This is a genomic window from Streptomyces synnematoformans, from assembly GCF_039531005.1.
Lineage (GTDB): Bacteria > Actinomycetota > Actinomycetes > Streptomycetales > Streptomycetaceae > Streptomyces > Streptomyces synnematoformans.
Window position 1 is genome coordinate 1 of record NZ_BAAAPF010000222.1, and the last position, 12,124, is coordinate 12,124.

12 protein-coding genes are annotated in these 12,124 nt (G+C 74.4%); 1 reads left to right on the top strand and 11 read right to left on the bottom strand.

What is annotated here, in order from left to right; all coding sequences use genetic code 11:
• Positions 1 to 62: 62 nt before the first annotated feature.
• From ABD317_RS26120 to ABD317_RS26165, 10 genes are all read right to left on the bottom strand, one after another.
• Entirely contained in the window at positions 63 to 1,658 is a 1,596-nt protein-coding gene (locus tag ABD317_RS26120) for an FAD-dependent monooxygenase (RefSeq protein ID WP_344292549.1), read from the bottom strand.
• A gap of 86 nt (positions 1,659 to 1,744) precedes the next feature.
• The gene (locus ABD317_RS26125) at positions 1,745 to 3,262 is read right to left on the bottom strand and encodes an FAD-dependent monooxygenase (protein WP_344292551.1); all 1,518 of its coding nucleotides are present in this window, start codon (positions 3,260 to 3,262) and stop codon (positions 1,745 to 1,747) included.
• 1 nt (position 3,263) lies between these two features.
• The gene (locus ABD317_RS26130; protein WP_344292553.1) at positions 3,264 to 4,205 is read right to left on the bottom strand and encodes an aromatase/cyclase; all 942 of its coding nucleotides are present in this window, start codon (positions 4,203 to 4,205) and stop codon (positions 3,264 to 3,266) included.
• 77 nt (positions 4,206 to 4,282) lie between these two features.
• Entirely contained in the window at positions 4,283 to 5,068 is a 786-nt protein-coding gene (fabG, locus tag ABD317_RS26135; RefSeq protein ID WP_344292555.1) for a 3-oxoacyl-ACP reductase FabG, read from the bottom strand.
• Between the two features lie 13 nt (positions 5,069 to 5,081).
• Positions 5,082 to 5,351, bottom strand: a complete 270-nt coding sequence (locus ABD317_RS26140) for a phosphopantetheine-binding protein (protein WP_027755494.1) — start codon at positions 5,349 to 5,351, stop codon at positions 5,082 to 5,084.
• Between the two features lie 39 nt (positions 5,352 to 5,390).
• Complete coding sequence (locus ABD317_RS26145) at positions 5,391 to 6,614, bottom strand: beta-ketoacyl synthase N-terminal-like domain-containing protein (protein WP_027755495.1); 1,224 nt, start codon at positions 6,612 to 6,614, stop codon at positions 5,391 to 5,393.
• Entirely contained in the window at positions 6,611 to 7,882 is a 1,272-nt protein-coding gene (locus ABD317_RS26150) for a beta-ketoacyl-[acyl-carrier-protein] synthase family protein (protein ID WP_344292558.1), read from the bottom strand. The genes ABD317_RS26145 and ABD317_RS26150 overlap by 4 nt, the downstream gene beginning before the upstream one ends.
• Entirely contained in the window at positions 7,879 to 8,208 is a 330-nt protein-coding gene (locus ABD317_RS26155) for a TcmI family type II polyketide cyclase (RefSeq protein WP_027755497.1), read from the bottom strand. The genes ABD317_RS26150 and ABD317_RS26155 overlap by 4 nt, the downstream gene beginning before the upstream one ends.
• Before the next feature lie 34 nt (positions 8,209 to 8,242).
• Positions 8,243 to 8,938 (bottom strand): antibiotic biosynthesis monooxygenase, encoded by a 696-nt coding sequence (locus ABD317_RS26160; RefSeq protein WP_344292562.1) that lies wholly within the window; start codon positions 8,936 to 8,938, stop codon positions 8,243 to 8,245.
• Positions 8,939 to 9,006: 68 nt separating this feature from the next.
• Positions 9,007 to 10,500, bottom strand: coding sequence for an FAD-dependent monooxygenase (locus ABD317_RS26165; RefSeq protein ID WP_344292564.1), 1,494 nt, complete (start codon positions 10,498 to 10,500; stop codon positions 9,007 to 9,009).
• A 176-nt stretch (positions 10,501 to 10,676) separates the two neighbouring features.
• Between ABD317_RS26165 and ABD317_RS26170 the strand changes: the two genes are divergently transcribed.
• Positions 10,677 to 11,144, top strand: coding sequence for a nuclear transport factor 2 family protein (locus ABD317_RS26170; protein WP_051438436.1), 468 nt, complete (start codon positions 10,677 to 10,679; stop codon positions 11,142 to 11,144).
• A 10-nt stretch (positions 11,145 to 11,154) separates the two neighbouring features.
• Here ABD317_RS26170 and ABD317_RS26175 read toward each other — a convergent pair whose 3' ends face one another.
• On the bottom strand, positions 11,155 to 11,571 hold the full coding sequence (locus ABD317_RS26175; RefSeq protein ID WP_106963127.1) for a TIGR03618 family F420-dependent PPOX class oxidoreductase: 417 nt from the start codon (positions 11,569 to 11,571) through the stop codon (positions 11,155 to 11,157).
• Between the last annotated feature and the right edge of the window lie 553 nt (positions 11,572 to 12,124).

Sequence of the window (12,124 nt, forward strand, 5' to 3'; positions counted from 1 at the left end):
CACCGCCCCGGGGGGCGACTCCGCGGCCGCCGCCGCGCCCGACGTCTCGGTGTCCGGCACCGCTACGCGGCGCGGCCGGCGCCGAACCACCGGCTCAGCGCCGCGTCCAGCCCGCGCGGCGAGCCGTCGGACGTCCACGCGACGTGCCCGTCGGGCCGCACGAGTGCGGCGTCCAGCCCGGCGAGCACGTCGGTGGCGCCCGCCACCGGCTTGGCGGCGGCCGTCACGGTGTCGACGCGGGCCGACCAGCCCGCGGAGGCCTCGCGCAGCGCCGCGCTGTCGGCGAGGTCGAGGAGCACGCCGCGCGCGGGGTGCAGCAGGCAGAAGGTGTCGGTCTCGCCGGCCGCGCCGGTCAGCGGGCGCTTGGCGAGCCGGCGGCCGAGCAGCGGGTGGGCCCCGGCGGCGGGCTCCCCCGCGTCCGCCGCGTCCGTCGCATCCGTCACGTCCGCGCCGGCCGCCGCGCCGCCGGCGCCGGTGCCGGTGCCGTTCATGTCGTAGCCGATGTCGAGGTGGCTCACGATCCCCGCCAGGTGCCGTTTGACCACGTCGTGCTCGATCAGCTCCGCGAACACCGCGCGCAGCGGGTCGGACTGCTCGCCGCCGAGGAACACCAGCCCCTGCGCCCGCGTGTTCGTCAGCAGCCGCTCCCCCACCGGGTGCCGCTCGCCGTGGTACGTGTCCAGCAGCCCGGCGGGCGCGCGGCCGGTGACCTCCGCCGCCAGCTTCCAGCCCAGGTTCACCGCGTCCTGCACGCCGGTGCTGAGCCCCTGTCCGCCGGCCGGGAGGTGGATGTGCGCCGCGTCCCCGGCCAGCAACACCCGGCCGCGCCGGTACTCGGTCACCAGCCGGGCGGCGTCGCTGAACGAGCTGACCCACTCGGCGCTGCCGCCGCTGATGTCCTCGCCGGTGATGCGCTGCCAGGCGGCGGCGACCTCGGCGTAGCCCACGTCGTCGTCGCGCTCGCGCGCCGGCGTGCCGTGCGGGCAGACGATGATGCGGTCGACGCCCTCCTTCAGCGGCGCGGCCATCACCATGCCGTGGGGCAGCCGCTCGCCGAGGAATCGGGGCTTGAGCCCGCAGCCCACGACGTCGGCGAGGTACATCGCCCGGGTCGCGGGCGCGCCGGGGAACGCGAAGTCGGCGAGCCGGCGCACCCGGCTCTGGCCGCCGTCGCAGCCGACGAGGTACGCGGCGCGCAGCCGCCGCGGGCCCTCGGGCGTCTCGGCGAGCACCTCGACGGCGTCGCCGTCGAGGAACCCGTCGGCCAGCTCCGTCACCTCCCAGCCGCGCCGGATCTCCGCGCCCCGCTCGCGGGCCCAGCTCTCCAGGACCGCCTCGGTCTCGTTCTGCGGTATGCCGCGGGCGCCGAAGTGGCCGTCCTCCAGGGCGGTGTAGTCGAACTGCACCCCGCCGAAGTGCCCCACGGGGCTGACGTCGAGGGTGCCGCCCCGGCCGAAGCGCGGCAGCAGGCCGCGCTGGTCGAACACCTCCATGGCCCGGGCCGTGAAGCCGAGCCCGCGGGACTGGCCGGTCGGTTCGGCCAGGCGCTCCAGGACGACGACGCGGGCCCCGCCCAGGCGCAGTTCGCCGGCGAGCATCAGCCCCGTCGGTCCGGCGCCGACGACGACGACATCCGTGTCCACCGCTGGCTGTGCCATGGTTGTCCTGCCTCTCTGGTCGCAACTGGGCTTGGCTGTCGTGCGGATCGCGGTTGGTGGGGGGACGGACGTACGGGGACGAGCCGTCAGGCGGGTGCGCCGAACCAGCGCTCCAGGGCCTCCGTGAGCCCCCCGGCCTCCGGCCCGCCGTCGCGGGCCCAGGCGACGTAGCCGTCCGGCCGCACCGCCACGGCGCGGACCCCGTCGAGCCCGCCGGACGCCGCGCCCGGCTCGACGCGCGCCGCGACCCGGTCCACGCGGCCGGCCCACCGGCCGCCCGCCGCCGGCACCGGGCCGCCGAGCACGAGCAGCAGCCCGCGGTCGGACCGCAGCAGTTCGTACGTCGTGCAGGTGGAGCCGCCGACGCGCAGCGTGGCGTGCGGCAGCCGGGCGCCGCGCAGCGGGTGCGCGGCGCCGCCGAAGTCGTAGCGGACGTCGAGGCCGCTGATCATCCCGGCGAGCCGGGCGCGCACCGGCTCGTACCGCATCAGCTCCGCGAGGACCGCGCGCACCGGCTCCACCTCGGGCCCGCCGAGGAGCAGTTCGCTCTGGGCGCGGATGTTGGCCAGCACGGCGGCGCCGACCGCGTGCCGTTCGGCGTGGTACGTGTCCAGCAGCCCGGCGGGCGCGTGCCCGGCGACCTCGGCGGCGAGCTTCCAGCCGAGGTTGAAGGCGTCCTGCAGGCCGAGGTTGAGCGCCTGGCCGCCGGTGGGCAGCTGCCGGTGGGCGGCGTCGCCCGCGTACAGCACCCGCCCGTGCCGGTAGTCGGCGAGCTGGCGGTTTTCGTCGTCGAAGCGGTTGACCCACAGCGGCTTGCCGCCCCCGATGTCCTCGCCGGTGACGCGCCGCCAGGCGGCGACGATCTCCTCGAACCGCGCCGGGCCGGTGCGGGCCCCCACCGCCGCGCCGGACTCGTGCACCATCACCCGCGTCACGCCGTCCTCCCGGCGCGCCGCGATGGCGAGGCCGCCCGGCAGCCGCTCGAAGCGCCGCGCGCGGATGTCGATGCCGTCCACGTCGGCGCGCAGCAGCTCGCGGCCCGCCGGCCGGCCGGGGAAGTCCGCGGCCATGAGCCGGCGCACCGTGGAGTCCTGGCCGTCGCAGGCGACGAGGTGGCTGCCGCGCAGCCGGACCGGGCGCCCGTCGCGGGCGACGGTCTCGGCCTCGACGGCGTCGCCGTCCTGGACCACGGCGATCAGCCGCAGCCGGTGGCCGCAGCGGATGTCCGCGCCGAGCGACAGCGCCCACTCCTCCAGCACCGACTCGGTCTTGTTCTGCGGCACCTTCCACTGCCCGGGGTAGGCGCCGGGCAGGGTCAGGTCCAGCGGGATGCCGCCGAAGTGGCCGCGCGGCTCGTTCGGCGGGCCGCCGAAGTCCGGCAGCAGGCCGCGGCTGTCGAAGACCTCCATGGTGCGGGCGTGCAGCGTGGAGGCGCGCGACTCGGTGGTGGGGCCGTGCCGCTGCTCGACGACGGCCACCCGGACGCCGCGCAGGCACAGCTCCGCGGCGAGCAGGAGCCCCACGGGGCCGGCGCCGACGACGATGACCTGGGTCCGGATCACCTCCGCGGCGGCGTCCGCCGCCGGGGCACGGTCCGCGGCCATGTCAGCTCTTCCGCTCCGCGTAGTCCCGGGCGTGGCCCAGCGTGGCGCGGCTGTTGGTGCTCAGCGCGGTGTGCACGTACGCGCGGGCGTCCGCGACCGTGGCCTGCTCGCCGAGGATCCGCGCGATGTTTCCGGTGTTGATCGAGACGGTGTGCTGCGAGCCCGCCTCGGTGGTGCCGCGGCCGGTGTCGGTGAACGTCCACACGCCGGTGTGCAGGGTCATCAGCGCGGGCAGCGTCACCTGCTTGTAGGCGATCTTGTACGGCCGGAAGGTGACCCGGTACGACTTGGTGGTGTGCACCGAGCCGTCCTTGGCGCGGGTGTCCATCTGCAGCGTCTGCAGCCCCGGGCTCGGCTCGTGGAAGCGCACGCTGGCGACGTGCGGCAGCCGCTCGGGCCACAGCGCGGCCTCGTTGACGAAGTCGTAGACGTCCTTGACCGCGCCGGCGACCTCGATCGTGTCGGTGAAGGAGAAGAGCAGCTCCCCGGCCTCCGCGGCGTGGGCGCTCTCGACGTTCTCCTTCAGGGCCGCCAGCTCCGAGCGGCTGTTGGTGTCCACCGCCCGGTCGATCCACGCCAGGTCCTCCGGGTCGTCGTCGACGGCCCGGTAGTCGTGCAGCAGCCGGACCCGCGAGGAGCCGTCGCGGGGCTCGATGATCCAGGTGCCGCCCATGGCGGCGACCGGCGGGGTGGTCACCTCCTGGCGGAAGACGATCCGCAGGGCGTCGGGGTCGAGGGTGCGGCGCGACGTCCAGGTCACGGGCTCGTCGTTGGCGGTGGCCCAGATGCGGATGCGCTCGCTGTGCTCGCCGGTCCGCTCCTGCTCGACGTGGATGGTGGGCGGGAAGATCCGCGGCCAGTGGTCCACGTCCGCCAGCAGGCGGTAGACGGTGGCGGCGGGGGCGTCGATGGTGATCTCGTGCTCGACCTCGCGCGTCGTCATGACAGCTGCTCCTGCTCCTCTTGTCCGTCGTGGCGGTCGTGGGGCCGGGGCCGTGGGGGCGGCCGGGGCCGCGGGGGTCAGAAGTTGCCCAGCCCGCCGCAGACGTTGAGCGCCTGGGCGGTGATGGAGGCCGCGACGTCGGAGGCCAGATAGCCGATCAGGCCGGCGACCTCCTCCGGGGTGCTGTAGCGGCCCAGCGGGATCTTGGCCCGGAACTTCTCCAGGACCGCCTCCTCGGTGGTGTCGTAGACGGCGGCGTAGCCCTGCCGCACGCGCTGCGCCATCGGCGTCTCGACGTAGCCGGGGCAGACGGCGTTGACGGTGATGCCGGTGGGCGCCAGCTCGTTGCCGAGCGCCTTGGTGAAGCCGACGACGCCGTGCTTGGAGGCGGAGTACGGGGCGCCGAGCACGACGCCCTGCTTGCCGGCCGTGGAGGCGACGTTGACGATGCGGCCGCGGTCGCGCTCGCGCATGCCGCCGGCGGTCAGCACCTCGCGGGTCATGCGGAAGACGCTGTTGAGGTTGGTGTCGATGACGTCGTCCCACAGTTCGTCGGCGATCTCGGCGGTGACGCCGCCGCCGGAGCGGCCGGCGTTGTTGACGAGCACGTCGACGGGCCCGTACGTGTCGACCGCGGCCCGCACGAACGACGCGACCGAGGCGCGGTCGCGGACGTCGAGGGCCTGGCCCTCGGCCTCCCGGCCGGCGTCCTTCAGGGACTTCACGGTCGCCACCACGTCGGCTTCGGTGCGCGCGCCCAGGAACACCCGGTGCCCCTGGCCGGCGAGCAGCCGTACGGTCGCGAGTCCGATGCCGCTGGTGCCGCCGGTGACGACGGCGACGCGGACGGTTGGCTGGGTCATGGCGTGGGTCCTCTCAGGAGCGGGCGGCGGCCAGCCGCTCGTTGACGGTCTTGATCAGGGCCCGGGGCGTCAGGGCGTCGGTGGTGAGGGTGTCGTCGTCCAGGGAGATGCCGTACTCGCGCTCGATGCAGGCACCGGTCTCCAGCAGCGCCAGCGACTCGTAGCCGAGGAGATCGAAGGAGGTGTCCAGGATGTCCGCGCCGAGGTCGGTTCCCTCGTCGGCGCCGGCGGCCTGCAGCAGGATGCGCCGGAGGTCGTCGAGGGTGAACTCCTTGTCCGTCATCTGTCTGTGGTCCCTTCCGTTGCGGGCTGGGCCGGCGGTTCACTCCCCGGCACGGACGACCATCGCGGAGTTGAACCCGCCGTGGCCCCGGGCCACCACCAGCGCGGTGCGCAGCTCGGCCGGGCGGGCCTGGTACAGCACCAGGTCCAGGTCGTACTCGGGGCAGGGGTCGGTGTGGACGGTGGGCGGGATCACGCCCGCGCGCATGGCCAGCAGCGCGCACGCCACGTCCAGCGGGGCGGCGCCGGAGTACAGCCGGCCGGTCATCGACTTGGGCACGGTGACGGCGACGCGGCCGGAGCCGAAGACCTCGCTGACGGCCTCCGCCTCGGTACGGTCCAGCTCCGGCACCCCCGCGCCGTCGGCGAAGACCACGTCGACGTCGCCGGGCGCCGCGCCCGCGTCGTCGAGCGCGACGCGGATCGCGGTACGCAGCGTGGACGGCCGGCCGCTGCCGGGCGCCGGGTCGATCGTGGCGCCGTAGCCGGCGATCTCGCCGAGGACGCGGGCGCCGCGCGCCCGGGCGGCGTCGGCGGGCTCCAGGACGAGGAGCGCGCCGCCCTCTCCGGGTACGTAGCCGCGGGCGTCGCGGTCGAACGGCAGGTAGGCGCGGGTCGGTTCGGCGCTGGTGCTCATCCGCCCGGAGGCGAGCTGCGCCACCCAGCCCCACGGGCAGACCGAGGCGTCGAGCGCGCCGGTGACGATCAGCGGGGTGCCCTTGCGCACCTGCCGCCGGGCCTGCGCGAGTGCGTCGAGGCCGCCGGCCTGGTCGCTGACGACGACGCCGCTGGGGCCCTTCATCCCGTGCCGGATGGAGATCTGGCCGCTGTTGACCGCGTAGAACCAGGCGAAGGACTGGTACGCGGAGACGAACTGGCTGCCCCGGGCCCACAGCTTCTGCAGCTCGCCCTGGCCGAACTCGAAGCCGCCCGCGTGGCTGGCGGTGACGACGCCCATGTCCAGCGGGTCGAACGACTCGGGGGCCACGCCCGCGTCGGCCAGCGCCCAGTCCGCGGCGGCCAGCGCCAGCCGGGTCACCCGGTCCGTCTGCGGCAGGAGCCTGCTGGGCAGGTGCTCGGCGGCGTCGAAGCCGGGTATCTCGCCGGCGAGCTGCGCCGGGTAGCCGGACGGGTCGAAGCGGGTGATGCGGCCGATGCCGCTCTTGCCGCCGCGGGTCGCCGCCCAGTAGTCCGCCGCGCCCAGCCCGTTGGGGGCGGCGACGCCCAGGCCGGTGACCGCGACCGGCGCCGATGCGCCCGTCATACGATGCTCCTCTCCGGGCCGGCGAGCACCATCGCGCTCTGGAAGCCGCCGAAGCCGCTGCCGACCGTCAGTACGGCGTCCACGAGCTGGTCGCGCGCCGTCAGCGGCACGTAGTCGAGGTCGCACTCCGGGTCCGGGGTGTGCAGGTTGGCCGTCGGCGGCACGACGTCGTACTCCATCGCCAGCGCGGAGGCGGCGATCTCGATGGCGCCGATGGCGCCCAGCGAGTGGCCCACCATGGACTTGATGGAGCTGACGGGCGTGCGGAAGGCGTGCTCGCCGAGGCTCTTCTTGAACGCCGCGGTCTCGTGCCGGTCGTTCTGCTTGGTGCCGGAGCCGTGGGCGTTGACGTAGTCGACGTCCTCGGGGTTCATCCGCGCCTCGGCCAGCGCGACCCGGATCGCCTCGGCCATCTCCGCGCCGTCCCGCCGCAGTCCGGTCATGTGGTACGCGTTGGAGCGGGTGGCGTAGCCGGCGATCTCGGCGTAGACGTGCGCGTCCCGCCGCCGGGCGCTCTCCAGCTCCTCCAGCACGAAGAACGCCGCGCCCTCGCCGAGCACGAAGCCGTTGCGGGTGCCGTCGAAGGGGCGCGAGGCCCGCTCCGGGGCGTCGGTGCGCGGTGTCGTCGCCTTGATCGCGTCGAAGCACGCCAGGGTGATCGGCGAGATCGGCGCGTCCGCCGCGCCCGCGACCATCACGTCGACGGATCCCTCGCGCACCAGCTCGGCGCCGTAGCCGACCGCGTCGATGCCGGAGGTGCAGCCGGTGGAGACCACGGTCGCGGGCCCCTCGCCGCCGACGGCCCAGGCCACCTCGGCGGCGAACGAGCTGGGCACCAGGAAGTTGTACAGATGCGGCACCGCGTAGCGGTGGTCGACGAGGTCCAGCCGGCCGCCGTCGCTGACGACGCGGTACTCCTCGTCCAGCCCCATCGTGGCGCCCACGGCGCTGCCGACGACGACGCCGACGCGGTGCGGTGCGATCCCCCCGAGGTCCGCACCGCTGTCGTCGACGGCGTTGCCGGCCGCCACCACCGCGAACTGCGCCGCGCGGTCCATGCGCCGCGCCTCCTGCGGGCTCAGCCCGTACTCCAGGCCGCAGAAGTCGGCCTCGGCGGCCACCCGGGAGCGGAACGGCGCCGGGTCGAAGAAGGTGATCCCCCGGGTCGCCGTCCGCCCCTCGCTGATCAGCCGCCAGAACTCCGCGCGGCCCAGCCCGCCCGGCGCGAGGACCTCCATCCCGGTGAGGGCCACGCGGCGCTCGGTCATGCGCCGGCCTCCCAGGAGTAGAAGCGGTGCGCCATCGCGTCGGCCGGGGAGCGCCAGGTGGCCGGGTCGTACGCCTCGATGTGCGGCTTCAGGTCCTCGCTGATCCGGACGAACCGGGGGTCGTCCTTGGCGCCCTCGATCCGCTCGCCCCCGTCGTCGGAGTCGAAGTCCTGCAGGTGGAAGTAGAGCCCGCGGAAGGCGAAGAGCTGGCGCCGCCTGGTGCCCATCCGGTGCGGCATGTCGGTGGCGTCGAACGCGGCGAACAGCCGGGCGACGTCGTCGCCCGCGGCCGGCGCCATCCTGGCCACGATCAAGGTGCTGTGCATGCGTCGCTCCTTGCGGCTGTCGGGCCGTACGGGGTCACTCACCGGCCTTGCGGGTGTGCACGACGCGGTAGGAGTTCCAGTCGTGCTCGGTGGTCAGCGCCGCGATACGGGCCTCGGACGCGCGGCGGGCCGCGGACTTCTCGGCGTCGGCGAGGCGGCGGTGGGCGTCGTGGCTCTCCTTGCTCGCCCACTGCGAGTAGACGACGGCGAACGCACCCTCCAGGAAGCGCGCCCGCAGCCCCCGGAAGACGCTGTGCGAGCGGTAGCCGGGCACGTCGGCGAGCCAGCTCTGCCCCTCCCCCAGCTCCGCTGTGAGCTGCTCCTGGTCGCCCTCGGCGGTCTTGAAGATCTCGATCACGGTGTGGTCCCCGCGGTCCGGCGCGATCTCGACGGCGTCGCCCTGCGAGGGGTGCCGCTGGGTGTAGACGATCTCGTTCTGCAGCAGCCGGATGGAGGTGGTGATCTCGGTGAAGAGGGGCATCACGCGGTGCTTGAACTCCTCGCCCGCGTAGCGCGCCTCCAGGTCCTCGCCGCTGCGCCACTGAATGAAGTTGGCGGTCCCCGGGCTCTCCTGGCCGGAGTGCACGGTGGAGGAGATCCAGCCGTCGTACGCCGCGGCGTCGACGATCTTCCGCATCTCCTGGATCAGCCGGTCCTGGTTCTCCGGCTTGTCGGTGGTGAAGAGGTTGAGAACGGTCAGGTACTTGTCGTCGGTGGAGATGTAGGGCATGGCCCGGTCACTTCCTTCGCGGGGAGCGGATCTCGACGGGTGGTACGGACGGCGCGCGGCGGGCCGGCTCAGCCGGCCGGGCCGAACCAGCGCTCCAGCGCCTCGGCCAGCGGGCTCTGGTCGGTCCCGGACGCGACCCAGGCGACGTAGCCGTCGGGCCGCAGCAGGAGCGCGCCGGCCTCGGGCAGGGCCCCGCCGGGTTCGGCGGCGGCACTGTCGACGGTGTCGACGGTGTCGACGCGGTCGGACCACGGCTTGGCGGCGGCGGCCGGCGCGGCGTCGCCGGTGCCGTCCAGCAGCACGCCGCGGCCGGGGTGCAGCAGCTCGTAGACGGTGGTGCTCCGGCCGTCGCGGGTGGTCAGCTCACCGTCGGGCAGCCGCCGGCCCACCAGCGGGTGGGCGTCGGCCGCCGGGCCGGCGGCGTGGCGGATGTCGAGCCCGGTGACCATGCCGGCGAGCCGGCGCTGCACCGACTCGTGCCGCATCAGCTCGGCGAACACCTCGACCAGCGGGGCGACCTCGTCGCCGCCGAGGTAGAGCGTGCGCTGCGCGAGGGTGTTGGCGAGGATCCGGGCCCCGACGGGGTGCCGCTCGTCGTGGTACGTGTCCAGCAGCGCGTCCGGCGCCAGGCCCCTGACCACCAGGCCCAGCTTCCAGCCGAGGTTCACCGCGTCCTGCACGCCCGCGCTCATGCCCTGGGCGCCGATCGGCAGATGGATGTGCGCGGCGTCACCCGCGACGAGGACCCGGCCGCGGCGGTACTCGGCGGCCTGCCGGCTGACGTCGGTGGTCGAGCCGACCCACAGCGGCGTGGCACCGGAGATGTCCTCGCCGGACAGCTTCCGGTACGCCTCGGCGACCTCGTCGAACGTCAGCGGGTCCGGGTTCGTGCGCAGCGGCTCGCCGCGGTCGTAGTACACGATGCGGCAGCGGTCGGGGCCCAGCGGCAGCACCATGACCATGCCGCCGGGCACCCGCTCACCGGAGAAGCGGGGGCGCAGCTGGACGCCGGCGATGTCGGCGAACCGCAGCTCGATGGTGGGTTCGGTGCCGGGGAACGCGATCCCGGCGGCGCGGCGCACGACGCTGCGGGCGCCGTCGCAGCCGACGGCGTACCGGGCCCGCAGCTCTCCGGCGCCGTCGGCGCCGGAGACCCGCACGGTGACGCCGTCGTCGTCCTGTTCCAGACCGGTGACCTCGACGGACCGGCGGATCCGGGCGCCGGTCTCGGCCGCCCGGCCGGCGAGCATCCCCTCGGTGCGGGCCTGGGGTATGCCGCGGGCGCCGTACGAACCGCCCTCGATCACCCGGTAGTCCAGCGGGATCCCGCCGAAGTGCCCGACCGGAATGGTGTCGACCGGTCCGAGCCGGGTGAGCAGCCCGCGCTGGTCGAATTCCTCGATGGTGCGCGCGGAGAACCCGAGCGCGCGGGACTCCTTTATCGGCTCGGCGAGCCTGTCGAGCACGAGAACCGAAATGCCGTGCAGGCCGAGTTCACCGGCGAGCATGAGCCCGGTGGGGCCGGCGCCCACGATGATCACATCCGCGTCATATTTGTCCATCGTCGCCCATCCGCCGTGTGCCGATTGATGTGCCACCGAGTATGGGCAGCCGTGAACCGGGCGGTAAAGAGAAACAAGTACAGGGTTTCTACAGGTCGCTACAGAATCTCCGCAGGAATGTCAGAGCTTTTCCAGACGGCCTTGGCCGGCCCCCCGCGACGGGCCCATGCTGGGGCATGACTTCGACAGCCGCTGAATCTTTCGCACCCGGCCCCGCATGGGCCGACACATTGCAGGTGGGCGGTCTGCTGGACCGCTATCTGATCGGGCTCGACACCGAGAAGCTGGACGACGCGTGGGCCCGCGGCATCTTCACAGAGGACGCCGCGGTGGTGTTTCCCATGAACGCGCACCAGGGAATCGAAGGGCTCGCGGAGTGGCACCGCGCCTCGCTCGCGGCCTTCGCGCGCACGCAGCATCTGAATTCCCCCGCGGTGGTGGAATGCGCGGGAGACACGGCGACGCTGCGCGCCAATCTCGTCTCCACGCACGTACACCACTCCGACGCCGCGCGCTCGGATCTGTTCACCGTCGGTACGTCGGTGACCGGCTCGGCGCTGCGTACCGCGGACGGCTGGCGACTGACCGCGCTGACCTTCGCGGTGATCTGGATGGACGGGGAGCCGCCCGGCGGGGCCGGCTGAGCCGCCGTGCTCAGCAGTTGAGGCTCAGCACCCGGTCGACCTCGATCTCCACCACCACCCGCCCCGGCGGGTTCGGCGGCCCCGACCAGTAGCGCTCGACGTACCGGCGCACCCCCTCCGCGACCCGGTCGGGGTCGCCGGTCACCCGCGCGACGCCTTCGAGGGTGACCCAGCGGGCTCCGTCGACCTGGCACAGCGCGACCCGCGCCGCCCGCGCGGCGAGCACGTTGCGCACCTTGCGCGTGGTCTCCACCGTCAGCACGCGCGCGAGCCCCGCCGCGCGGTCCCAGGTGAAGCGCACGGGGGTCAGGTGCGGCGTCCCGTCGGGCCGGAGCGTCGTGAGCACCGCGGTGCCCGGCGCGGTGAGGAACGCGTCGGCCGAGCGCGTGACCGCCGCCGTGCCGCGGCGCTGCGGGGAGATCGTCATAGGCTCCTCGATTCCTCGGTCGTCGCCGGCGACCCGCCCCCGGGCGGCCCGCGCCGGTGCGGCGGCGGGGGTCAGTCGATCCCCCGCACCACGTTCGGCTCCGGCGGCTCCTCCTCGTCCACCCCGGCCAGCAGGAGCACCGGTGCCTGTGCCGTGACCGTCTGCTGCACGCCCTCGGCCTCGTCCATGAGGTCCCACCTCCCGCGACCCCCCGTCACCGCCCCGCGACGCTGCGGGGCCCGGGCGGTCCACTCCGCAACGTTGGCAAGGGGTTCTTGAGGCTGAGCTGAGCCGCAGTTGCGGCCCACTGTGACGCGGCCCTCCCGCGGGCGGCGGCGCGCCGCGGCCGGGCGGCCGGACCGCTCCAGCCGGCTTCGAACCGCTCTCGATCGGCGGCACGGACCGTGAAGCGGAACACGGCGGAACGGAGAGACATGGCCGGCTTCCTCAGGCGCGTCCTGCACGAGGTGTACGAGGCTCTGCAGGCGGGCGGCTCGCTGCACCTCCCCGGGCCGTGCCTCCCCGCCCGGCTCGCGGAGCCGCCGGCGGCGGA

Coding starts and splice junctions, on each gene's coding strand:
- ABD317_RS26120 (WP_344292549.1), bottom strand. CDS start 1,658: ATGGCACAGCCAGCGGTGGACACGGATGTCGTCGTCGTCGGCGCCGGA.
- ABD317_RS26125 (WP_344292551.1), bottom strand. CDS start 3,262: ATGGCCGCGGACCGTGCCCCGGCGGCGGACGCCGCCGCGGAGGTGATC.
- ABD317_RS26130 (WP_344292553.1), bottom strand. CDS start 4,205: ATGACGACGCGCGAGGTCGAGCACGAGATCACCATCGACGCCCCCGCC.
- fabG (WP_344292555.1), bottom strand. CDS start 5,068: ATGACCCAGCCAACCGTCCGCGTCGCCGTCGTCACCGGCGGCACCAGC.
- ABD317_RS26140 (WP_027755494.1), bottom strand. CDS start 5,351: ATGACGGACAAGGAGTTCACCCTCGACGACCTCCGGCGCATCCTGCTG.
- ABD317_RS26145 (WP_027755495.1), bottom strand. CDS start 6,614: ATGACGGGCGCATCGGCGCCGGTCGCGGTCACCGGCCTGGGCGTCGCC.
- ABD317_RS26150 (WP_344292558.1), bottom strand. CDS start 7,882: ATGACCGAGCGCCGCGTGGCCCTCACCGGGATGGAGGTCCTCGCGCCG.
- ABD317_RS26155 (WP_027755497.1), bottom strand. CDS start 8,208: ATGCACAGCACCTTGATCGTGGCCAGGATGGCGCCGGCCGCGGGCGAC.
- ABD317_RS26160 (WP_344292562.1), bottom strand. CDS start 8,938: ATGCCCTACATCTCCACCGACGACAAGTACCTGACCGTTCTCAACCTC.
- ABD317_RS26165 (WP_344292564.1), bottom strand. CDS start 10,500: ATGGACAAATATGACGCGGATGTGATCATCGTGGGCGCCGGCCCCACC.
- ABD317_RS26170 (WP_051438436.1), top strand. CDS start 10,677: ATGACTTCGACAGCCGCTGAATCTTTCGCACCCGGCCCCGCATGGGCC.
- ABD317_RS26175 (WP_106963127.1), bottom strand. CDS start 11,571: ATGACGATCTCCCCGCAGCGCCGCGGCACGGCGGCGGTCACGCGCTCG.